At 61.3% G+C, this 21402-nt stretch carries 27 protein-coding genes and 1 pseudogene; 14 read left to right on the forward strand and 14 right to left on the reverse strand.

Annotated elements, in window-relative coordinates:
- The first annotated feature begins 12 nt into the window (after positions 1 to 12).
- Positions 13 to 585 (forward strand): acetolactate synthase small subunit, encoded by a 573-nt coding sequence (gene ilvN, locus HFC70_RS07855; protein WP_168472681.1) that lies wholly within the window; start codon positions 13 to 15, stop codon positions 583 to 585.
- A 162-nt stretch (positions 586 to 747) separates the two neighbouring features.
- Positions 748 to 1017 (forward strand): hypothetical protein, encoded by a 270-nt coding sequence (locus tag HFC70_RS07860; protein ID WP_168472682.1) that lies wholly within the window; start codon positions 748 to 750, stop codon positions 1015 to 1017.
- A gap of 12 nt (positions 1018 to 1029) precedes the next feature.
- On the opposite strand, the gene HFC70_RS07865 is transcribed toward HFC70_RS07860, so the two are convergent.
- Complete coding sequence (locus HFC70_RS07865; RefSeq protein ID WP_168472683.1) at positions 1030 to 1875, reverse strand: aldo/keto reductase; 846 nt, start codon at positions 1873 to 1875, stop codon at positions 1030 to 1032.
- Positions 1876 to 2001: 126 nt separating this feature from the next.
- Between HFC70_RS07865 and HFC70_RS07870 the strand changes: the two genes are divergently transcribed.
- Positions 2002 to 2613, forward strand: coding sequence for a LysE family translocator (locus HFC70_RS07870; RefSeq protein WP_168472684.1), 612 nt, complete (start codon positions 2002 to 2004; stop codon positions 2611 to 2613).
- Between the two features lie 31 nt (positions 2614 to 2644).
- Positions 2645 to 3436, forward strand: coding sequence for a DUF4239 domain-containing protein (locus HFC70_RS07875; RefSeq protein ID WP_168472685.1), 792 nt, complete (start codon positions 2645 to 2647; stop codon positions 3434 to 3436).
- Between the two features lie 11 nt (positions 3437 to 3447).
- Here HFC70_RS07875 and HFC70_RS07880 read toward each other — a convergent pair whose 3' ends face one another.
- Positions 3448 to 3927: a DUF2269 domain-containing protein gene (locus tag HFC70_RS07880; protein ID WP_168472686.1), complete on the reverse strand. Its 480-nt coding sequence runs from the start codon at positions 3925 to 3927 to the stop codon at positions 3448 to 3450.
- Positions 3927 to 5213: an SDR family oxidoreductase gene (locus HFC70_RS07885; protein ID WP_168472687.1), complete on the reverse strand. Its 1287-nt coding sequence runs from the start codon at positions 5211 to 5213 to the stop codon at positions 3927 to 3929. The genes HFC70_RS07880 and HFC70_RS07885 overlap by 1 nt, the downstream gene beginning before the upstream one ends.
- A gap of 100 nt (positions 5214 to 5313) precedes the next feature.
- Between HFC70_RS07885 and nthA the strand changes: the two genes are divergently transcribed.
- The 3 genes from nthA to HFC70_RS07900 are packed head-to-tail and all read left to right on the forward strand — an operon-like array spanning position 5314 to position 6990.
- Positions 5314 to 5976: a nitrile hydratase subunit alpha gene (nthA, locus tag HFC70_RS07890; protein WP_168472688.1), complete on the forward strand. Its 663-nt coding sequence runs from the start codon at positions 5314 to 5316 to the stop codon at positions 5974 to 5976.
- Positions 5973 to 6632 carry a nitrile hydratase subunit beta gene (gene nthB / locus HFC70_RS07895; RefSeq protein ID WP_168472689.1) on the forward strand — a complete coding sequence of 220 codons (660 nt, stop codon included), beginning with the start codon at positions 5973 to 5975 and terminating at the stop codon, positions 6630 to 6632. The genes nthA and nthB overlap by 4 nt, the downstream gene beginning before the upstream one ends.
- Positions 6619 to 6990, forward strand: a complete 372-nt coding sequence (locus HFC70_RS07900; RefSeq protein WP_168472690.1) for a nitrile hydratase accessory protein — start codon at positions 6619 to 6621, stop codon at positions 6988 to 6990. The genes nthB and HFC70_RS07900 overlap by 14 nt, the downstream gene beginning before the upstream one ends.
- A gap of 9 nt (positions 6991 to 6999) precedes the next feature.
- Here the strand turns inward: HFC70_RS07900 and HFC70_RS07905 are convergent, their stop codons facing one another.
- The 3 genes from HFC70_RS07905 to HFC70_RS07915 are packed head-to-tail and all read right to left on the reverse strand — an operon-like array spanning position 7000 to position 8706.
- Complete coding sequence (locus HFC70_RS07905) at positions 7000 to 7794, reverse strand: anti-sigma factor (protein ID WP_168472691.1); 795 nt, start codon at positions 7792 to 7794, stop codon at positions 7000 to 7002.
- Positions 7791 to 8345 (reverse strand): RNA polymerase sigma factor, encoded by a 555-nt coding sequence (locus HFC70_RS07910; RefSeq protein WP_168472692.1) that lies wholly within the window; start codon positions 8343 to 8345, stop codon positions 7791 to 7793. The genes HFC70_RS07905 and HFC70_RS07910 overlap by 4 nt, the downstream gene beginning before the upstream one ends.
- Entirely contained in the window at positions 8329 to 8706 is a 378-nt protein-coding gene (locus tag HFC70_RS07915; protein WP_168472693.1) for a hypothetical protein, read from the reverse strand. The genes HFC70_RS07910 and HFC70_RS07915 overlap by 17 nt, the downstream gene beginning before the upstream one ends.
- A gap of 170 nt (positions 8707 to 8876) precedes the next feature.
- On the opposite strand from HFC70_RS07915, the gene HFC70_RS07920 reads away from it, so the two are divergent.
- Complete coding sequence (locus HFC70_RS07920; RefSeq protein WP_168472694.1) at positions 8877 to 10004, forward strand: ATP-dependent RecD-like DNA helicase; 1128 nt, start codon at positions 8877 to 8879, stop codon at positions 10002 to 10004.
- A 134-nt stretch (positions 10005 to 10138) separates the two neighbouring features.
- Entirely contained in the window at positions 10139 to 11209 is a 1071-nt protein-coding gene (locus HFC70_RS07925; protein WP_168472695.1) for a type II CAAX endopeptidase family protein, read from the forward strand.
- Between the two features lie 84 nt (positions 11210 to 11293).
- Here the strand turns inward: HFC70_RS07925 and HFC70_RS07930 are convergent, their stop codons facing one another.
- The 3 genes from HFC70_RS07930 to HFC70_RS07940 form a co-directional block, all read right to left on the reverse strand.
- A complete protein-coding gene (locus tag HFC70_RS07930) occupies positions 11294 to 11938 on the reverse strand; it encodes a DUF4405 domain-containing protein (RefSeq protein ID WP_246735682.1) in 645 nt (214 codons plus the stop codon).
- Positions 11928 to 12620: a MerR family transcriptional regulator gene (locus HFC70_RS07935; RefSeq protein WP_168472696.1), complete on the reverse strand. Its 693-nt coding sequence runs from the start codon at positions 12618 to 12620 to the stop codon at positions 11928 to 11930. Before HFC70_RS07935 ends, HFC70_RS07930 begins: the two co-directional genes overlap by 11 nt.
- A 250-nt stretch (positions 12621 to 12870) precedes the next feature.
- Positions 12871 to 14040, reverse strand: coding sequence for a hypothetical protein (locus HFC70_RS07940; RefSeq protein ID WP_168472697.1), 1170 nt, complete (start codon positions 14038 to 14040; stop codon positions 12871 to 12873).
- A gap of 211 nt (positions 14041 to 14251) precedes the next feature.
- Here HFC70_RS07940 and HFC70_RS07945 point away from each other — a divergent pair, with 211 nt between their 5' ends.
- Positions 14252 to 15004, forward strand: a complete 753-nt coding sequence (locus HFC70_RS07945; RefSeq protein ID WP_168472698.1) for a pyridoxine 5'-phosphate synthase — start codon at positions 14252 to 14254, stop codon at positions 15002 to 15004.
- Positions 15005 to 15085: 81 nt separating this feature from the next.
- Here HFC70_RS07945 and HFC70_RS07950 read toward each other — a convergent pair whose 3' ends face one another.
- Positions 15086 to 15976 (reverse strand): SDR family oxidoreductase, encoded by an 891-nt coding sequence (locus HFC70_RS07950; RefSeq protein WP_168472699.1) that lies wholly within the window; start codon positions 15974 to 15976, stop codon positions 15086 to 15088.
- 140 nt (positions 15977 to 16116) lie between these two features.
- Here HFC70_RS07950 and HFC70_RS07955 point away from each other — a divergent pair, with 140 nt between their 5' ends.
- Positions 16117 to 16527 carry a helix-turn-helix domain-containing protein gene (locus tag HFC70_RS07955; protein ID WP_168472700.1) on the forward strand — a complete coding sequence of 137 codons (411 nt, stop codon included), beginning with the start codon at positions 16117 to 16119 and terminating at the stop codon, positions 16525 to 16527.
- Positions 16528 to 16544: 17 nt separating this feature from the next.
- Here HFC70_RS07955 and HFC70_RS26940 read toward each other — a convergent pair.
- From HFC70_RS26940 to HFC70_RS07975, 4 genes and pseudogenes are all read right to left on the reverse strand, one after another.
- Positions 16545 to 16682 (reverse strand): annotated as a pseudogene (locus tag HFC70_RS26940) (MarR family transcriptional regulator); the annotation flags it as partial.
- Complete coding sequence (locus HFC70_RS07965; RefSeq protein ID WP_246735695.1) at positions 16679 to 17020, reverse strand: DUF4087 domain-containing protein; 342 nt, start codon at positions 17018 to 17020, stop codon at positions 16679 to 16681. The pseudogene HFC70_RS26940 and the gene HFC70_RS07965, both read right to left, overlap by 4 nt.
- Positions 17021 to 17210: 190 nt before the next feature.
- Positions 17211 to 17456 (reverse strand): hypothetical protein, encoded by a 246-nt coding sequence (locus HFC70_RS07970; protein ID WP_168472702.1) that lies wholly within the window; start codon positions 17454 to 17456, stop codon positions 17211 to 17213.
- 98 nt (positions 17457 to 17554) lie between these two features.
- Positions 17555 to 17800: a hypothetical protein gene (locus HFC70_RS07975; RefSeq protein ID WP_168472703.1), complete on the reverse strand. Its 246-nt coding sequence runs from the start codon at positions 17798 to 17800 to the stop codon at positions 17555 to 17557.
- A gap of 364 nt (positions 17801 to 18164) precedes the next feature.
- On the opposite strand from HFC70_RS07975, the gene HFC70_RS07980 reads away from it, so the two are divergent.
- The 3 genes from HFC70_RS07980 (at position 18165) to HFC70_RS07990 (ending at position 21386) form a co-directional block, all read left to right on the forward strand.
- Complete coding sequence (locus HFC70_RS07980) at positions 18165 to 18815, forward strand: TetR/AcrR family transcriptional regulator (protein WP_168472704.1); 651 nt, start codon at positions 18165 to 18167, stop codon at positions 18813 to 18815.
- A 70-nt stretch (positions 18816 to 18885) separates the two neighbouring features.
- Positions 18886 to 19905 (forward strand): ketol-acid reductoisomerase, encoded by a 1020-nt coding sequence (gene ilvC / locus HFC70_RS07985; protein WP_168472705.1) that lies wholly within the window; start codon positions 18886 to 18888, stop codon positions 19903 to 19905.
- 254 nt (positions 19906 to 20159) lie between these two features.
- The gene (locus HFC70_RS07990; protein ID WP_168472706.1) at positions 20160 to 21386 is read left to right on the forward strand and encodes a PLP-dependent aminotransferase family protein; all 1227 of its coding nucleotides are present in this window, start codon (positions 20160 to 20162) and stop codon (positions 21384 to 21386) included.
- Positions 21387 to 21402: the final 16 nt, after the last annotated feature.

Below are 21402 nucleotides of genomic sequence, written 5' to 3' on the forward strand. Positions count from 1 at the left end.
AGGATAGACATCATGAACGCACATCTACAGCCCACGGGCTCCGCCTACTTCATCTCTCCCGAAACCGCAGCGGTCGAAAGCCATACGCTTTCGGTGCTGGTCGACAACGAGCCGGGCGTCCTTGCCCGGGTCATCGGCCTGTTCTCCGGCCGCGGCTACAATATCGAGAGCCTGACGGTGTCCGAAACCGAGCATGAGGCGCATCTGTCGCGCATCACCATCGTGACGCGCGGCACGCCGAGCGTGCTCGAGCAGATCAAGGCGCAGCTGGAGCGCATAGTCCCGGTGCATCGCGTGCTGGACCTGACGGTGCGAGCCCGGGAGCTCGGCCAGGAGCGGCCGATCGAGCGGGAAGTGGCGCTGATCAAGGTCGTCAGCTCCGGTGACATGCGTGCCGAAACGCTGCGGCTGGCCGATGCCTTCCACGCCAAGGTGGTGGATGCGACGGTCGAGCATTTCATCTTCGAGATCACCGGCAAGTCGTCGAAGATCGACCAGTTCGTGGCGATCATGAAGCCGCTCGGTCTCAATGAAGTCTGCCGCACCGGCATCGCCGCGATGAATCGCGGTTCGCAGGGCATGTAAAGATCCGCCCAACTCGCTGTTCCTGAAGAGGCTTTGCGTGCCCCACGCAAGGCCTCTTCTGCTTTTACTTGCGATGCCAAACAACCCATCACGCAACGGTGAACGGCGTTGCTTGAACAAAATCCTGCCTGATGCGTTAACGGGGCGAAGGAGATTTTCGTCATGAAGAAGGCAATCGCACTTATTCTGTTCGCAGTGGTATCTGTCCCGGCCGCCGTGGCCGGCGTTTCCGTTGCAGACCGCTCAATGTCCGAGATTTCCTACACGGATGGCGCCTTGGCCAAGACCGACCGGATCGTTCCGTTGATCGGGCAAGGTCTGCCCGACGAGTCCGTCAGCGAATGGGTGCTGGATTGCTACGATACGTTCGGCCCCGAAGGCGGCAGCCCGAATGAGAACGATCTGTCGCAGTGCCTGACGACTGCCGGCTAAATCACTGCAATCTCAGAGCATTTCCAAAGCCGTTTTTGACTGCGGCGGCGGAAAAGCCGTATCCAGCACCTCCCAGTCCGCGTCGCTGATATCGAGATCGACCGCGTCGCGGTTTTCGCGGACGCGGCGCAGGTTGGATGATTTCGGGATCGGCACCACGCCGTCCCGCTCCAGCAGAAACGCCAATGCCACTTGCGCAGGCGTTGCCTGATAGGCCTTGGCGACATGGATCAGGTCGGGATGGTGGACGAGGCGGCCCTGCTCGATCGGCGAATAGGCCATGATCGGAATGCCGCGTTGCTGGCACCAAGGCAGAAGATCAAACTCGATGCCGCGCCGCGACAGATTGTAGAGCACCTGGTTGGCGGCACAGTTCGCGCCATCCGGCACGGCAAACAGCTCCTCCATATCCTCGACATCGAAATTCGAGACGCCCCAAGCGCCGATCTTGCCGGCTTTCTTCAGGTGCTCGAAGGCAGCAACGGTTTCTGCCAGCGGCGTGTCGCCGCGCCAGTGCAGGAGATAGAGATCCAACCGGTCGGTGTTTAACCGGGCAAGGCTGTTGTTGCAGGCGGCAATCGCTTTTTCGAAGCTGGCATTCGACGGATAGACCTTGCTGACCAGGAAAACTTCGTCGCGGCGATCCTCCAGCGCCTTGCCGACGATCCTTTCCGCGCCGCCATCCCCATACATTTCCGCCGTGTCGATCAGCGTCATGCCGAGATCGAGGCCGAGGCGCAGGCTGTCGATTTCGGCATGGGCACGGCCGGCGGCTTCGCCCATGTTCCAGGTGCCAAGACCAAGGGCGGGGATTTCCAGGCCGGAGGGAAGGGTGACGGTGGGGATCGGATCGTGCATGGGGGCCTCGTAATTGCTTCAGATGCAGCTTAAACAAGCCGGTCGCGGTTTCAATCGGTATCGGGATTGCCATGGTGACAAAACTTAAATGGTCTGGCGGCGCGGTGGCGACTATCTTGCCGCGAAATGGTCCGGAGACATGACTTGGATATTGCGACTCTATCGGCGTTGACGCTGTTTGCCTTCACCACATCGATCACGCCCGGCCCGAACAATATGATGCTGTTTGCCTCCGGCGTGAATTTCGGCTTTCGCCGAACCATTCCGCACATGCTGGGGATCGGGGCCGGCTTCTTTTCGCTGTTGATCGGTGTGGGTCTGGGGCTTGGCGCCTTGCTGGCAACCATGCCGCTGCTGTTTCTGGCCCTGAAGATCGCGGGCGGTGTCTATCTGCTGTGGATCGCCTACAAGATCGGAACGTCGCGCAGTCTGGGCGAGGGCAAGGCCGAGGCGCGACCGATGACGTTTCTGGGGGCTGCCGCGTTCCAATGGGTCAATCCGAAGGCCTGGGTGATGGCGGTTACGGCCATGGCGACCTACACGCAAGCCGACCGCTATCTCGCGAGCGTTGCCGTGGTCGGCCTGGTCTTTGCTGTCGTCAACGTGCCGTCGGTTTCGACCTGGGCCGGCTTCGGCTCGGCGCTGCGCGACTGGCTGTCGGTTCCGGTTCGGTTGAAATGGTTCAACATCACCATGGCGCTCTTGCTTGTCGTCAGCCTATGGCCGATGCTGAAGTAACGGCGGCATCCTGGAAGAAGATGGCCAGGCGATGATGGATTTTCTACTCTCCGCTTTGGGCGGGCTCGGATTTGTCGGTGCTGCTGTGGCGCTGGTTCTCGGCAGCTATTTCCTGGCGCGTCACCTGCTGACGGCAGGCGGCGAGGGCGATCGCACCCATGATGCGGCGAGCACGGTTGCCGTGCGGGTGGCCGCCCTGCATGGCCTGATCCTGGCGCTGGTCTATGCGCAGGAACTGGACGATTACAAAGGCATCCGCACGGTCCTGACGCAGGAGGCGGTGGCGATTTCCGACGTGTTCAACGACGCAAAACGCTATGGCGGCCCCGCCGTCACGCAGATCCAGGAGCATCTGGCGACCTATGTGGCGCTGGTGGTGAACGAGGAATGGGCGTCGCTTGCCAAGCGGCAGGGCCTGACGGCGGCGGCCTGGATCGAATGGGACAAGGCCTACAATATCCTGCTGGATCTGCAACCGTCGAACGACCGCGAGCGTTTTCTCGCCCAGCGGATGCGCAACAGGATTACCGAGGTCGCCGGTTTTCGGCAGATGCGAGAGGCCCCATCGCTCGGCAGGTTTGCGGGGCTGTTCTGGGGACCGGCGCTGATCGGTCTTGTCTGCGTCGCGGCACCGTTTTATGTCTACCGTCCGACGCGCACCCATATCGCGCTGCTGTCGATGTTCGGCGCCTATTCGGGTGTCATCCTGTTTTTCATCTTCGCCTTTTCCAACCCTTTCTCGACGCCCGGAAGACTGGAGCCGGCGCCGTTCGAGCATCTGTTGAGGGGGGATATCGGCAAGGCGCTACCACTGAAGGGCTGACCGTTCGCCATTCAGAACAGTGCAATCTGCGGCTTGGTCAACATCAGCCAGAAGATGGCAATGACCGAGAAGAAGGCTGGAAATCCGGCCGCAAACCAGATGCGGTAGAGCCTTGAAAACTCTGGCGTCAAGGATTCGCCGGCCATGCCTGCGTGGCGGGCCAGATCGCGCAGGCGCAACTGGATCCAGACGACGGGCAGCCAGAACAGGCCGGTCAGGACATAAAGTCCGAGCGAGAGGGCAACCCAGCCTTCGGTCAGCGGCCAGCCGATGCTTCTGGCCAGCAGATAGCCGGTTATGGGCTGGAAGACGACTGCGGTTGCAGTGAAAACCGTATCGGCAATCACCACCGTGGCTGCGACATGGGCGATGACGGATGGATTACTGGTGCGCACCGCCATCACCATGAAAAAGGCGATGCCGGCGCCGGTACCGAATAGCACGGTCGCGCCGATCACATGGGCGAGCCGCAAGAGATCCTCGAAGGGCATCAGCGCTCCTCCAAGATGGCGAGCGATACCAATGTCAGCAGGATTGAGGGCGGGACCTTGACCAACGGACCGAGCGGATCGGTCCAGAGAGCCGGCTCGACCAGGGTTGCGCTGCCGAGATAGCCGACGGTGACGGTCAGCATGCCGATCATGGCGTATCGCGCCCAGGGTCGAACGAGGATCGCAAGCCCCAGGCCGACATCAATCAGGCAGGTCAGGAGCAATACCGCGAGCGCGGCGGCAGGCGCCATCAGCGGGGCGAAATGGGCGGCGGCTCTTGCCGTGTCGAGAAGCGGAACGAGGCCCGAGAGTAGCCAGAACAGCGACAGTGTCAGGATAACGGGCGCCTTCAGCAGATAGAGCCGGGCAAACCACAGATCCTGCACGCCCGCCGGGTGCGAGGCCAGCGTTTCTGCCAGCGTTTTCAGCGGCAAGGGTGCAGGTGCAGCGGTTGGCCCGTGGATGACCCCCTCGGCCATGATGGCCATGGCGGTGGAGCGCAACGGTGAACGCCAGCCAAGATGTCCTGCCAGATCCGCGAGAGCCGTTACCGGTCGGGCAAGGACCGGCGGAAGTTCGACTGTTCCGGCCGGATCGAGCCCCAGCCAGGCGCGGTGAAGAGCGAGCGCATCCTTCAAGGACAGGGCGCCGGTGGCGGCCAGGTCGAGATCGGCTTTGGTTCCAAGCGAACCTTCAAGCGCGGCCGACACGGCCTTTGCAACGTCGTCCACATCTACTGTTTCCAACGGACTGCCGGGATGGATCAGCGGCAGCACGAAGGGGAATGCCGCCAGTGCGCGCAGCAGGGCGGTGCCGCCGAACGCATTGCGGCCGACGACGAGGGCCGGCCGTAGGATGGTGTGCGGCAGGCCGCTTGTCGCAAGCGCTGCGTCGGCAATGCGTTTGGTGGCCAGGAACGGCAGGTCCGCCCCGGCGCCATCCACGCGCGCCGAGATCTGGACGATATGCCGGATCTTTTCGTCCTGTGCCGCTCGGTAAAGGGTGAGCATGGCGTTTTGCTGGGTGGCGACCAGATCGTCGGACAGGCCGTCCTGCAAGGCGCCGGCGCAATTGACGATGGCATCCTGGTCAGCCAGGAGCGGTCTCCAGGCGTCCGGCTCCTGCAAAGTGGCAAGATCGGCGGCGATCCAGTCGGCCTGCGGATAACGGCTGTGGGCCCGACGAATGTCGCGGCCAAGGCCCGTCACACGATGCCCATCGGCCAGCAATCGTTGCAGAACCACCGTGCCGATGAAACCGGTTCCGCCGAGAATCAGGATTTTCATTATGGCAGAATAGCTGTTTAAGGCGTGGGAGATAGGGGCTTGGCAGACCATCAGCACGCGCTTAAGACTATCCGCCCACCGACCCTTGGGAGACAGGTTCTTGGTTCACGATCATCACCATCCGCACGACCACGATCATCACGGTGACCATGGCCATGACCATCATCACGACAACCAGTATTCCGACATGCAGGCACGGGTGCGGGCGCTCGAGACCCTTTTGACGGAAAAAGGACTGATCGATCCGGCGGCGATCGATGCGATCGTCGAGACCTACGAGACCAAGGTGGGCCCGCGCAATGGCGCGCAGGTGGTGGCCAGGGCCTGGACCGATCCGGGCTTTGCCGAATGGCTGAAGGCCGATGCGACGGCGGCGATTGGCAGCCTCGGCTTTGCCGGCCGGCAGGGCGAGCATATGCGCGCCGTGTTCAATACGCCGGACACCCACAATATCGTCGTCTGCACCCTATGCTCCTGTTATCCCTGGGCGGTGCTTGGTCTGCCGCCCGTCTGGTACAAGGCGCCGGCCTATCGCTCGCGGGCGGTGATCAATCCTCGCGCGGTGCTTGAGGAATTCGGGGTAACATTAGATAAGTCTAAGAAGATCCGGGTTTGGGATTCGACGGCGGAGCTGCGCTATCTGGTCGTGCCGGAGCGCCCACAAGGAACGCAGGGCATGGAGGCGGATGCCCTTGCAGACCTGGTGACGCGCGATTCGATGATCGGCACCGGGCTGGCGTTATCGCCGGAGCAGCGCCCGTGAACGGCCCGCACGATCTGGGCGGACAGATGGGGCTCGGCCCGGTTGCCCCGGAAAAGGACGAGCCGTGGTTTCATGCGGAATGGGAAAAGCGGGCGCTCGGCATCACCCTGTCCTGCGGTGCCTTCGGCGCCTGGACGATCGATGAGAGCCGGCATGCCCGAGAAAACATTCCGCCGGCCGAGTATCTGGCTGCCAGCTATTACGAAATCTGGATCCGGGCCGTCGATACCCTGCTGGAGCGACACGGTTTTGCGACGCGACAGGAGCTGTTGTCGGGTCACCACGCGACTGTCGGCACCGTGCCGAAACGGGTGCTGACGGCAGACATGGTGCCGGCGGTTCTCGCCCGCGGTGGGCCTTGCGATCGGCCGGTGCATTTCGAGCCGCGCTTTGCGCCGGGCGACCGGGTGCGGACCAGGAATTTCAACCCCGAGACCCATACGCGGCTGCCGCGCTATGCCCGCGCCAAGCAGGGCGTGATCGAGGCGGTGCAGGGCAGTTTCGTCTTTCCCGACGACAATGCCCATGGCAAGGGCGAGAACCCGCAATGGGTCTATACCGTGGTGTTTTCGGCCGACGAAATCTGGGGCGAGGGCGCCGACCCGACGCTCACCGTGTCGATCGATGCCTGGGAGAGCTATCTTGAGCCGCTGTGAGCCACCTTCGTCACTGGTGCAATCTCCCGGTTTGCCGGTGTCGCCGCAGGGCGAGCCGGTGTTTGCCGAGCCGTGGCATGCGCAAGCCTTCGCGATCACCGTGCATCTCCATCAGCAGGGCGTGTTTGCGTGGACCGAATGGGCCGAGAGCCTGTCGAAAGAATTGCACAAGCCCGGCCGCGCCGACGACGGCGGCGACTATTTCGACGGCTGGGTGGCGGCGCTGACAACGCTTCTGGCTGAGAAGGGCGTTGCCGACGAAGCCGTGCTTTTCGACCTGCAGCAGAGCTGGCAGCGGGCGGCGCAAGCGACGCCGCATGGCCGGCCGATCGTGCTTGGCAACGATCCGCTGCGCTGAAGATCCTTTTCAGGTCGGAAACTGCCGGTAACACTCATCGGCCACCTGCTGCAGGCGGTCGCGGGAGATTTCGCCGGTGACGGCATAACCGATCGGCCCGTCTATCCAGTAGAAGGTTTCAAGGCCATCTTGGCTGGCATAGCGAAAGGACGTGCTGCGGTTTTCGCCATTGCGGCCGATCAGCACGGTGACGCGCTGGCCGCTGTCGTCCTCATACATGAAGAGCGCGCCCGGTTTGCCGTTGACCGGCACCAGTCGTCCGCCGACCAGCCGAAAGCCGATCGAGCCAAGGTCCGGCACGGCCAGCGGATAGTCGAGGCGCTTGCCGAGCCATGCAGCGAGATGGGTTTTCTCGCTGGCACCGACCTCGACCGGATGGCGCACGTCGCTGGCATAGATCAGGAAGGCCGAACGCGACTGGTCGGGCAGGGCGATTTCCTGGAGGACGGCCTGCGGTGCGACTGGATAGATCGGCGGCACCCAAGGTCCGACGGCCGCGCCCGCTACAAAAAGAAGGAATGCGGCCGCGGTTTGCATGACGAACCGTCTCGGCGCCGGACGTCCAAAGGACGAGCGCTCCTTCGCTCCGGCGATCAATGCGATATCGGCGGGATCCGTGCGTTCGTAATCGGCAAACAGCGCGCGGATGGCGGTGTTCTGGCGTTTCCAGTCCTCCACCATGGCGGCCTGCTCCGGGTTCCGGTCGAGCCATTGTTCGACCTCGGCTGCCCGCGCGGCATCCAGCTTTCCATCGGCATAGGCATGAAGGTCGCTCTCATTCACGGGTGTCGTCTCCTTGCTCATCTCGGCCCCCGCAGCGAGATGATATTGTTTAGCGCCAACTGCTCGCGCAGGCGTTGCCGGGCCCGCGACAGGCGCGACATCACGGTTCCGATCGGAATGTTCAGGATGTCGGCAACCTCCTGATAGCCATAGCCCTCGACCACCACCAGCATCAGCACGGCGCGGTTTTCCTCGGAAAGCATGTTCAGGGCCGTGACGAGCCTGTCGCGCTCGAGAGGGTCGTGCGGCGCCTCCGGCAGCGACAAGTCACCGGCCTCGTCGATGGCCACCGTCGGACGGCGGTGGCTGCTGCGGTAGCCGTTGCGGTGAAGATTGGTCATGATGGTGGTGATCCAGGCCTTGAGGTTGACGCCGCGCCAGCGGGACCTGTTGGCCAGGCTACGTTCAAGGCAATCCTGCAGCAGGTCTTCGCCTTCGGCGTCAGAGCGCGTCAGGCTGCGCGCATAGCGTCGCAGAGCCGGAATCAGCGCCAGAAGATCGTGTTCAAATGGGCCGGGGCCGGGAACAGGTGTCCCCGGGCTCCGGTTGTCGCCGTCAGGGCCGTGCGGCATCCCAAACGCCTTTCACGCCGTCGCCGGTCGCGTCGCCTTCCTTCATGTCCTTGATCCAGAAATACAGCGGCTTGCCGTCCTTTGCCCATTGCTTGGCGCCGTCCTTGCGGGTCACCAGCGAATATGCACCGTCCGGCTGGGCATTGCCAGCGGCGGTGAAGGGCGGCCAGTTCTTCGCGCAGTCGTCGTAGCAGTTGGAGACGTCCTTCTTGTCGTTCTTGAAGGTGTAGAGCGTCATGCCGGTGTCGGCCGCGGCGACCACTTCGCCCTTTGCAGATTTGACGGTCTTGACGGGGCTTGCGGCAAAAGCCGGACCGGCAATGGCGAGCAGGGCGAGAGACAGGAGAATTCGGTGTTTCATGGCGTGTGCTTCCTTCGATGCGGAGTTCGGCCGGCGCCGTCATGGGCCGCCTGCACAGTAAGACACCGGTGCGCGCCGATTTATTCCCGAAGGCGGACGGATTGTTCAGAACGGAGTTTCGCCGGTCGCGTCGCCTTGCCTTTTGACGACGAATCCTGCCAAGTCGCCCGATGCAATTCGCACCGCAGCAGGACGAGGCCTTGAAGGCCGTTTCGAAGTGGCTGAAAGACGGCAAGCAGCCGGTTTTTCGCCTGTTTGGCTATGCCGGTACCGGCAAGACGACGCTTGCCCGCCATTTTGCCGAAAATGTCGATGGCGATGTGCTGTTTGCGGCCTTCACCGGCAAGGCGGCGCAGGTGCTCCGCTCGCGCGGCGCCACCAATGCCCGCACCATCCATTCGCTGATCTACCGGCCGCGCGGCGAGGAATCGGTCGAGGATGAAGAAACCGGCAAGACGTCGATTTCGCCGATGTTTTCCATCAACCGCCAGAGCCCGCTCGCCAAGGCGGCGCTGATCGTCATCGACGAATGCTCGATGGTCGACGAGCAATTGGGCAAGGACCTGATGAGCTTCGGCACGCCGATCCTGGTGCTGGGGGATCCCGGCCAGTTGCCGCCGGTCTCGGGTGGCGGCTATTTCACCGATCAGGAACCGGATTACCTGCTGACCGACATTCATCGCCAGGCCCGCGACAATCCGATCATCCAGCTCGCCATGCATGTGCGCGAAGGCAAGGAGATCATGCACGGCGACTATGGCACCGCGCGGGTGATTTCCAAGGCGGAGGTGACGCAGGAACTGGTGCTGGAGGCCGATCAGGTACTGGTCGGCACCAACAGGACACGGCGGCGCTACAACAAGCGGCTGCGCGAACTGAAGGGCTTTACGGCGGATTATCCGCAAGCAGGCGACAAGCTGGTCTGCCTGCGCAACGATCAGGTGAAGGGTCTGCTGAACGGTTCGCTCTGGCAGGTCATGACCTCGTCGCGCGAAACCGTGAAACCGGGCATCAACCTATTGATCAAGCCCGAAGACGACGACATGGAGCGTGGTGCAGCGAAGATCAAGCTGTTGAAGGCGTCGTTTGAGGATGTTGAGACGGAAATCCCGTGGGCGACGCGCAAGCGCTATGACGAGTTCGACTACGGTTATGCGCTGACAGTCCACAAGGCGCAGGGCTCGCAATGGAACAACGTCGTTCTGTTCGACGAGAGCTGGGCCTTTCGCGACACCCGCGAGCGCTGGCTCTACACTGCCGTCACCCGCGCTGCCGAGACGCTGACCATCGTCCGGTGAACGAAGCGGCGCATGGTCACTCAACGCCTGTATGAAAGCTGTCATGCACTTCCGATATGGAAAGAGATGTGGGGCGACCTTGCGTATGACTGGCGCTTCCGGTTCCCGGGGTATCTCAAGGGGGCTTGCGCAGGGTGGTACATACCGACGTCGTTTCTGCCGAAATGTCGCCGCCCGATAGCGGTGAGCGTGGCGTCATCTTTCCGGCCATCATCGAGAACATGCGGGACGGGGTCCTGGCGCTGGACGGTAACGGCAATATCATTGCCGCCAATCGGCCGCTGCTGGACATCCTCCAGGTCGGCAACGTCGAGTGCATCGGCCAGAACTTCGCGGAACTGCTTCTGATGCACGGGGATCTCGAGCAGATCAACGATGCCATTGTCGATGCCATGTACGCGCCCAACAATGTCGTGACCCGTGACGTCGCAATCGCCCGTCGCGGCGGCGAACGCCATCTGGTCGTGCGGACCAGCATGTTGCGCGACGACGGTCGTCAGGAGGTGCTGGGGGTCGTGGCGATCATCAGCGATATATCCGCTCAGGTGCAGGCACTACGCGAGCGCATAGAGTTCGGCCATCTCGTCGTTCTGTTCGTAGCCCTGCTCGGCACGGCCAATATCGTGGCGCTGCTCGTTGACAAACATTTGCCGGTCAACGTCTATTCCTCCGGATTTTCGTGGGCCTATCTCGGTCTCATCGCCGTGCCGGTGTTGTTTTCCGTGTGGCGTCTCAAGCTGCCGCTCGCCTCGATCGGCCTGACGCTTCAGAACTGGCGGCGCGCGCTCGTCGAGGGACTTTCGATCTCGGCGCTGATCCTGGCTGCACTCTACACGTATTCACAGGTGAAACAGGGCATCGAGCCGACCACGGCGGGGCAGGGCGCTTTCGGCTCGGCGATGGCGATTGGCCTGGCGATTGCGCCCTATTTGCCGCACAGTTTCGTCCAGGAACTGCTGGCCAGGGGTGTGTTGCAGAGTTCACTGATGCGGCTCCTCAATGATCAGCGAGGCGTCCGTTCGTTATTGGTCACATCGCTGATTTTCGGGCTCTTTCACAGCTATTTCGGCGTTTCCGCCATCGCGGTCACCGCGGCTTCGGGACTTCTGTTCGGTTGGCTGTTCAACCGGCATGGCAATCTGATTGGCGCCACGCTGGTCCATTTCATCGGAGGCATCGCCGCCTTCACCTTGCAATTCCTTTGATTTGCGGACCCCACTGCGGCGATGGGCCGAAGTGAGTTGCGATCGAGAGACATGTTCTGGCGACGGCGCTCAGGCCAATGGGCGTCACTTCTTGATAGCGGGCAGCGTGCCGATCAGGTCGCGATCCGTCTTTCCGGATTGCGTGGCGATATTGGAGAGGCTGAGGCCGGTTTGGGCGGCGGAAAAGCCTTTATCCTTCAGAGCGGTGGCGAAGCTCTCGGGCGTGTGACCATAAAGGGGAGCGACCTGTTCGAGCATGCCGCCGGCAATCGCCTGGATGGCAGCAATCTGCGGGTTGCTGGTTGCAGCATCGCCGCTCAATGTCGGGATGACAAAACCGATGGCTGCGGCAAGCGACAGACCGAGCGCGATCGCCATGGGCGGGCGCTTGAAATACGAGACGAACGGCCGCCAGTTTTTCCAGACATGCAGGACGAAGGGCAGGGCGAGCACCATGCTCAACCATTCATGCATGCCGCGGAAAGAGTTTGCGCCGAGGTGAAAGAACAAGGCAATGCCCGATACGAGGGAGACGACGAACAGCCCAGTGGTGAAAGGAGTGGCGTAGCGACTGAGGAGAGATGGCATATTGAAATTCCATTGCGGGACATTGGTGATGTCATGAGCAATAAGATTGGGTTCGGCAATTGTCGTGTTAAAACATAGTAATATTTGCCAATGTTCAAGTTGAGGCGGCGTCGGCGCAGATCCTTTCGCGTCAGGAGGCAACGACGCCCATCAGCACCGCTTTGGCGACCGCCTGAAAGCGGTTGTTCGCGTCGAATTTGCGGATAATCTCGTTTTCCAGCGCCGTGATTTCCTCGTTCTTCAGCTGCAGCGCCCGCGCAAGGCGCATCGGCGCATAACCCTCGGCCATCAGTTCCAGGCAGCGTCTTTCCAGCGCGCTCAACGACACGGCGTCGCGGCCGTCGACCCTTGGCGCCGACGGTTCATTGTCGTCCTGCGCCAGAAGGCCGTTGATCTGCTGCATCTGCCGGCGGATGGTGGAAAGGCCCGAGGTCAGTTCACGCTTGCGCACCGTCAGGGAGTCGCGAAAGATCTCGTCGGCCTGCTCCTGTGAAACCGTGGCGGCCAGTTCCTCCAGCAGATCCTGGATGATGGCCACCGGCATGCCGACTTCACGGCAGGCATTGATCAGCGCCATGCGCACGATGTCCTTGTGGAAATACACCCGCATTAGGCCAACGCGGCTGGCGGACAGCAGTCCTTTTTCCTCATAGAAATGCAGTGTCCGGTGCGTGACGCCGAACAGGTTCGCCATATCCGCAATGGCCACCGGTTCATTCGGCATGGCGTAGGGCAATGCTATGCTGGGCAAATATCCGTTGTGCTGGTCTTGTCTATTGGCCGTCGTCTTTGTCGTGTGGAGATTTTCGGATTGGTCCGCCATGGTTCCCCCCCATTTTGTCGGCGTACGTATTTCCCTCTCATGATTCCGGCATGCCTTGCTGTTTGCCGATGTTCCTTGTGTCTTCGGATCTCTAGCGAGGATTGACATCCACCTGCCAAGCGACTGGCCCCACCGTCGGACGCAGCAGGCAAATGTCATGATCGATCAGGATAAGCGCCGGATGGTGGTATTGTAAACCGCAAGCGGTGCTGTTTCTGCAAATAGGTGGTAAACGCTCCCTTTGCATGGCTCAGCGAGCGAGGTCCCGCACGCCGGCAAGACTGGTGACGATTTCGGCGGGCGTTTTGGGATGGGCCAACCGCAACTGGCTGAAGCGCGCTCGTTGATAGGACGCTTCCGATCCGTCGAGTCGGTAATCATAAGTCGCTTGCAGGCCGTCCATCAGCAGGGTCGTCAGTCCCTTGCTCCGGCAGTAGCGATAGATCAGTCCGGCCAGCGTCATGGTCCGGGCAACAAACTGGTTGGCTTGTCCGGCGAGCTGGTCGGTCGTGTCCATGCTTGTCGCGGCAATGGTTCTGATGTCGATCACTTCGCCGGTCGACTGGTGCTGCAGCGAGACGGAGAGCGAGGTCTCGTGAGCCTCTATGAGCACGGCGAAGGCGAGGACATCGCGCGTATCGCTGCTTAAGGATGAAACAAGCCTGATACCCGGCAACTGTTCGGCGGCCAGAAGGATGGCATTGGCATAGATACGGGCCTGCCGCGCGGGCTTGGCTGAAAGCGTTACGAGGAGGCTGGGAAGCGCTGCCTGGGAGTGGCGGTGTTGCGGAGGGGATTGCTGGCCGGCCGGGCTGGCGTACAGGCCGGAGGGCGGTGGCAGGAGGTCGCGCAGGCCGGTTTCGGACGTCGGCAAATCCGCCCCCTGGCGTTCATAGACAGGGATATAGGCGCCGAGAGGGATCCGGATATGGATCGGGTCCTCGCGTCCCTCGTCGGCATAATACCGGCCGAGCAGGCGACGCAACTTGCCGGCCTGAACGCGAACCAGCGGATCACCGCCTGATTCAAAGGTGCTGTCGCGACCGAAGACGTCGAGTCCGATCGTATAGCCCTTCAGCTTGCGCGCGAGGCCAAGCTGCTCTGTCTCGACAATGAATTTCAGGAAGGCGCGGAGCCGCCCGGAGCGGGCGAATGTCCGGCTTTGCAGGATCTTGGACAGGCAGTCGCCAACCTCGTCTCGATCGATGGGCCGAAAGTGCTTCATGGGAATTGTCTCGGATCTCTTGAGCCGCGGCCGTGTCGCAGGGGCCGGATAGTCGCGGGCACGAGCCGACAGGGCAAACGGCAGGAAAAGGGCTTTGGGCAGAAAATCATGACAAATGGGAATATCAAATGATGATCGTCCAGCTTGGAGGCTGGCGTAAATCCTATAAGTTTTAGGGTAGATTTTCACCACCATCTGTCAATCCCCACAAGCGACGTGGCATGTCGACAAACCGATCCGGACGGTGTCGCTGTTCCATACATCAATCCGATACATGGAATTATCTGCGAAACTCGTTGGCGTTTTGGCGGGAGATCGCCTAAATGCTGGACTGCTAGCATCATGTTCCCAAAGCTTTGTCGGCCGGAGCGATCGCTGCACGAAGACCGTAAATGGGATTGATCCGATGCCTGCGAAACTGTCCGTCAACCTCAATGCCATCGCCATGCTGCGCAACCGGCGCGACCTGCCTTGGCCGGATGTCGCCCATCTTGGCCGCATCGCGCTCAAGGCTGGTGCCAGCGGCCTGACCGTGCATCCGCGTCCCGATCAGCGGCATATCCGCTTTTCCGACCTGCCGGTCTTGCGCGCCCTGATCGATGACGAATTTCCGACGGCCGAGTTCAATATCGAGGGCTATCCGACCGAAGAATTTCTTGATCTGTGCGAGGCGACACAGCCCGAACAGGTGACGCTGGTACCGGACGATCCGTCCCAGGCGACATCCGATCACGGCTGGGAATTTGCAAAGCATGGCGATTTTCTGAAAGGCGTCGTCGGTCGCCTCAAGGCAAACGGCATGCGGGTGTCGCTGTTTGCCGATGGCGACGGCGACGAGGCGGCGGTCCTGGCCGCCAAAGCGACGGGTGCCGACCGGATCGAGCTTTATACCGGCCCCTATGGCGGCTGTTTCGATGATCCGGAGGGGGCACGCGCGCAACTCGATCTGCTCGCAAGAACGGCCGATGCCGCGTTGAAGGCCGGTCTTGGCGTCAATGGCGGCCATGACCTGACGGTTGCCAATCTGCCGGGGCTTGCCAGGCGCATTCCCAATCTGGCTGAGGTGTCGATCGGCCATGGACTGACGGCCGATGCCCTGGAATACGGCATGGCGGAGACGATCCGCCGCTTCTGCCGGGCCTGTGGCCAGACAATCTGACGGAGATATCCGTCTTGTTTCACCGGTTTCGGTGGCAGAACAGACCCGCTCGGCGCTGATCGGCCGAGCGGGTCTTTTGCATCAGCCGTTGAGGGCCGCGGTATTGGCTTCGAGGAAGGCCTTGAGCGAGGCAGGCGCCTTGCCGGTCAGCTTTTCGATGTCGCCGGTTACCATGGAAATTTGGCCCTCGCGGGTATTGGCATCGAACGAGACCAGCATGGGCACGAGGAAATCGGGAAGGCCAGCAGCCTTCATGCCACCGGCCAGTTGCTCGTCGCTGACGTGGACGACCTCCAGCGGCTTGCCGGTGACGTCGCGCACCAGTGCGGCAATCTGATCCGTCGTATAGGCCGTGCCGCCGGTCAGTGTGTAGGTGACGCTTGCGGCTTCATCGGAGACCAGTGCGGCAGCGATGGCGCGGGCGATGTCTTCGCGGCCGACATGGGCAATCACGCCCTGTCCGGTCGAGGTATACCATTGGCCGCTGGCGAGCGCATGGGGCAGGGCCATGAACAGGTTTTCCATGTACCAGCCGTTGCGCAGGATGGTGTAGGCAATGCCGCTTGCCTTGATGGCCTGTTCGGTGCCGAAATGATCGGGCGCAAAGGTCACGAGGCTCTTGCCGGGCTCGGGGTTCGGCATGGAGGTGTAGAACAGGCGCGACACGCCGGCCTTTGCCGCGGCATTGACGGCAGCCTTATGCTGCTCCAGGCGGCGGCCCGGACGGTCGAGCGCATCGGTGGAGATGATCAGCACACGCTCGACGCCGGTGAAAGCATCGCTAAGGCTCGCCGCATCGTCGAAATCCACCTTGCGGGTGATAACGCCCTTGGCAGCAAGATCGGCCAGCTTGGACGTGTCGCGGCTTGCGGCGATGATCTGCGCCGGTGCGACGCCCTGGGCCTCGATCAGGTTGCGGATGACGGACCGGCCAAGATGTCCGCTGGCGCCGGTGACGAGATACTTGCTCATTTCAATCCCTTTCCAGAGGCGGGTCTGTCGTCCGCCTGAAATTAGTAACTCTCTAATTGAGAGTAGGGGTAAAATAGGAATTGACCGCGGCTTGTAAAGAAGGCAGTTTTTGGTGCCTACCAGATTTGAAAGGAACCGGAATGGATGCGTTTGCCACGACCCAGAGCGACAGGCTGGCGGTCTACAAGGAGCAATCTGCCGCTGGCGGGAGGCTTGAGGACTGCCCGGTGCGTGCCGTCATCGGCAAGATCGGCGACAAATGGTCGACGCTGCTGCTGATGGCGCTGTCGGAAAAGCCTTATCGGTTCGGCGAGTTGCGCCGGCTGGTCCCGGATATTTCGCAACGCATGCTGACCCAGACCTTGCGCGATCTGCAGCGTGACGGTTACGTGGACAGAACGGTGTTTCCGACCAAACCGCCGAGCGTCGAATATCGTCTGACGGATCTCGGTGTCTCGCTGTATGGATCAATCGCGCCTTTGCTGTCCTGGGCCGAACGCCATCATCCGTCGGTGGTCGAGGCCAGAAGGCGGTTCGACGAGGCGGCCTGACCCCAACCGGGCGGCTCTCAGAGATCCAGAACCCAGGTCTGGCCGGTCAGTTCCGGTCTGAACAGGGTGTGGCGTTCCTCCGCCACAATACGAAACCCGGTCTTCCTGTAGATGGCAATGGCCGGATGCAGGATATCACTGGTCCACAAGCTTATTGCGGCGCGGGCAGGGCCTTGTCTTTGGTGCACTTGGCGAGCGGCAGTTGACGGAAGGAGTAGACTGCCGTGATGCGCTCTGCAGCAGCATCGGTTTCGACATCCATGCAGGCGCAGGCATAGCCGTAATAGCCATTGGTCCGGACGTAGTCTCGAGTCGAGAAATCGCCGATATTTTCCATGCCGAGCGCTTCCTCGTCGCTGCCCTGGGTGGAGAGGACCCATGTTCCCTGGCTGTCGTCCAGCCAGAGGTTGCCAGGCGTCGGATTCTGGAGCCAGCCGCAGCGTGTCTCCTTGGCAAGGACGGAGCCGGCGAACAGCGAGACGGAAAGCGCCATGGTGACGGCGAGGCTACGGGACAGCATGACGGGCATCCTTTTATGTCGGTTGTCGGGACGGTCTCGTCATAGCCCTGAAGACTGCCGGTGAGAAATGCCAAAACTGGGTTTTTCCCGAAGGGGTTGAAAAAAGTCGGAAGGCCCCGCAGCGGCGGGCTGCGGGGCCTTCGGGTCTTGGGATCGCCTGACTTTAGCTGTTGGCGACGGTGCGGCTGACCAGCGAGACGCTGCGGTCGGCATTGACCTTGTAGACTTCCCGGACTTTATTGCCGTCCTGGCCGGTGAAGGTGTGGAAGAAGTTGCTGCCGACCGGTGCCTTTTCGAGATAGGACTGGTGGCCGCCGTAGGTGATCGAGCCCTGGATCGGCTCAATGGCGAAAGCTGCGGACGAGCCGGTGAGGGCTGCGATCAGTGTGGCTGCTGCGAAAATCTTCATGGTCGTGCTCCTTGTGCCCATCTGGGCGCTGTTGTTCATTCAAGGTTGTTTTGGTTCAGACTGCCGGGCACCGATGCCCGGGCCTGTGCCGGCATCGATCAGTCGTCCAGAACCGTCCGGGATACGAGGCTTACCGAATGGTCGGCGTTGACCTGATAGATTTCGCGGACATTTCGGCCTTCCTCACTGGTGAAGTTGTGGAAGAAATTGCTGCCGACCGGCGCCTTTTCCAAATGGGACTGGTGGCCATTATAGGTGATGCTGCCCTTGATCGGCTCGAGCGCCATGGCCGCTGAAGAAGCGGCGAGGACCGAGAGCAGGGTGGCTGTAACGAGGATTTTCATAGGGGTACTCCAAAATACTGTCTGTTATTTCATCGAACTGTTTGGTTCGGTGAGCAGTATTTGGGCTATAATTTTCCGAGATGCAATATCTAATTGCGCACAATCGAACCGATCGGTTCAATGAAGAGGCATGGTATCCGTGCGGGTACTTGAAAAAAATATCTCATTATAACAATAGAATAGCGTGTCTCTTCGGTCGTTTCGGCGATGCGAAAAAAATATTTTTCCGCGCCGGTTTCAAAGAAACGTGATGGGATGTGACCGTGCGGGCGCCTTTTGAGTAGGCAAAGGGAGTCTTTCGAAAGGGGCTTGACGACAGGCGAGGCAGTTCGTAGACAGAACCGTACCGTACGGTACTTGAGCTATGAGGATTGCCTTGCAGATCGACGCCACCAGCCTTGCCGAGTTTTCGCCGCGCCAGAGTGCCGTCCTGGCCGAAGCGCTGCGTCTGCTGGTCGACGGCGGCGAGAAGGCGCTGACGACGGCGGGTTTGGCGCGGGCTGCCAATTGCTCGAAGGAAAGCCTCTACAAGTGGTTCGGCGATCGCGACGGGCTGCTGTCGGCGATGATCTCGTTCCAGGCCAGCAAGGTGCGGACGTTTGAGCGCTCCGGCGAACGGCTGTCGGCGGAAAGCTTGCGCGATCATCTGGAACTGTTTGGCCGCGACCTGCTCGAGGTTCTGGCCGGCGACGTGTCGCTGGCGCTGAACCGGCTGGCAATCGGCCAGACCAGCCGCGACAGTTCCAAGCTGGGCAAGCTTCTGATCGAACGTGGCCGTCGGCAGATCGACCGGCGGGCAAGGGCGCTGCTGGATTCCGGCCGGCGCGACGGCCTGCTGCGCTTTTCAGACGGCGAGGAGACCTATCGCACGCTCTACGGGCTGATCGTTTGTGACCTGCATGTGCGCATGCTGCTCGGCGAACGGCCGGAGACGGACAATTTCGAGGCCAGGGCGGTAAAGGCGGTATCCGCCTTCCTGACGCTCTATGGCACGGAGAAGATCCTGGCGGCCTGAGGCAGATGTCCGGCCAGGCCGCCGGCGGGAATACCAGACACAACCGACAAGCATAGGGAAGGAAAAATCAATGCGCGTCTATTACGATCGTGATGCTGACTTGAACCTCATCAAGTCCAAGAAAGTGGCCATCATCGGCTACGGTTCGCAGGGCCGCGCCCATGCGCTGAACCTGAAGGATTCGGGCGCCAAGGATGTGGTCATTGCTCTGAAGGCCGGTTCGCCGACCATCAAGAAGGCCGAAGCCGACGGCTTCAAGGTCATGACCGTTTCTGAGGCCGCCGCCTGGGCCGACCTGATGATGATGGCGACGCCTGACGAATTGCAGGCCGACATCTACAAGGCCGATATCGCGCCGAACATCCGCGACGGTGCAGCGATTGCCTTTGCGCACGGCCTCAACGTGCATTTCGGCCTGATCGAGCCGAAGGCTTCGGTCGATGTCGTGATGATCGCCCCGAAGGGCCCGGGCCACACGGTTCGTGGCGAATACCAGAAGGGCGGCGGCGTTCCCTGCCTCGTTGCCATTCACCAGAACGCCTCTGGCAATGCGCTTGAGCTCGCTCTCTCCTACGCCTGCGGCGTTGGCGGCGGCCGTTCGGGCATCATCGAAACCTCGTTCAAGGAAGAATGCGAAACCGACCTGTTCGGCGAGCAGGTCGTGCTGTGCGGCGGTCTCGTCGAACTGATCCGCGCCGGTTTCGAAACGCTCGTCGAAGGCGGCTATGCGCCTGAAATGGCCTATTTCGAATGCCTGCACGAAGTGAAGCTGATCGTCGACCTGATCTATGAAGGCGGCATCGCCAACATGAACTACTCGATCTCCAACACGGCGGAATGGGGCGAATACGTCACCGGCCCGCGCATCATCACGGCTGAAACCAAGGCTGAAATGAAGCGCGTGCTGACCGATATCCAGACCGGCAAGTTCACCTCGGACTGGATGCAGGAATACCGTGCCGGTTCGGCTCGCTTCAAGGGTATCCGCCGCCTGAACGACAGCCACCAGATCGAAGAAGTCGGCACCAAGCTGCGCGCCATGATGCCTTGGATCGGCAAGAACAAGCTGGTCGACAAGAGCGTCAACTAAGCAGTCGTTAGGCTAGAGCATTGATATCCAAAGCCGGGGAGGGCGACTTCCCCGGTTTTTCTTTGGGTACTGTCTACTTGTCGACCAGGATGACGGATGGCAAATCGCGAAAATGGCCGCCGTCGGCGCAATCGAATCTTGCCCAGATTCGACCAAATTCGATTTTTTGTTGCGACTCGATAGGTCAGTATTGTTGACATATCGAGCCCTCTGTGGTCATCTCGGTCCTATAAAAACATCCGAGGAAACGCCCCATGCTCAATTGGGATCATATCTTTGCGACGCGCTCGACCCGCATGCGCGCCTCCGAAATCCGTGAATTGCTGAAGCTGCTCGACCAGCCGGATATCATTTCCTTTGCCGGCGGCATTCCCGATCCGAAACTGTTTCCGGATGGGGAATTCAAGGCGGCCTATGCCGATATCTTTGCCGGCGAACAGGTGGGGGCGGCGCTGCAATATTCGGTGAGCGAGGGCTATAAGCCGCTGCGCGAATGGCTGCGCGGCGAAATGCAGAAGCTCGGGATTGCCTGTTCGGTCGACAATATCTTCATCACATCGGGGTCGCAGCAGGCGCTCGATTATCTCGGCAAGCTGTTCCTGTCTCCGAAAGATACCGCGCTGGTCAACTGGCCAACCTATCTCGGTGCGCTGCAGGCCTTCAATGCCTATGAACCGAATTACGACCAGTTGACGCTCACGGGCAACCGCACGCCGGACAGTTATCGCGCCACCGCACAAAATCTCGGCGGCGAGGTGAAGTTTGCCTATACGTCGGCCGATTTTTCCAACCCGACGGGCGAGAGCGTCGATCTGGCCGGCCGCAAACGCTTGCTGGATCTCGGCGACGAACTCGACATCGCCCTCATCGAGGATGCGGCCTATCAGTCGCTGCGCTATGACGGCGAGGCGATCCCGCCGATCCTGGCACTCGACATCGCCCGCAAGGGATCGATCGAGGACACCCGCACAATCTATTGCGGCAGTTTTTCGAAGACGCTGGCACCGGGTTTGCGGGTCGGCTTCGTGGTCGCCAATATGACGGTGATCCGCAAGCTGGTGCTGATGAAGCAGGCCGCCGACCTGCATTCCTCGACGATCAACCAGATGGCTATCGCCTATGTGGCGGAACGCCATTTCGAGGCGCAGGTCGCCAAGATCAGGTTAGCCTATAGCGCCAGGCGCGATGCGATGCTGGCGGCCCTCGACCGCTACATGCCGGCCGCTGCGGTCTGGACGAAGCCGGAGGGCGGCATGTTCATCTGGGTGACGCTGCCGGAGGGCATGGACGGCGCCGAGCTTCTGGAGCGCTCGATCCGGACCGAAAAAGTCGCCTTCGTGCCCGGGCAGGCGTTCTTCGCCGACCGATCCGGGGCCAATACGCTGCGGCTGTCCTTCTCCTGCGCCAACGAGGAGATGATCGAGGAAGGCATCAAGCGCCTCGGTCGGCTGATCGGCGGAGCCCTTTCGGAAGCCGCCTGACAGGTGCCGGGCACGG

This window comes from Agrobacterium sp. a22-2, from assembly GCF_012276985.1.
Lineage (GTDB): Bacteria > Pseudomonadota > Alphaproteobacteria > Rhizobiales > Rhizobiaceae > Allorhizobium.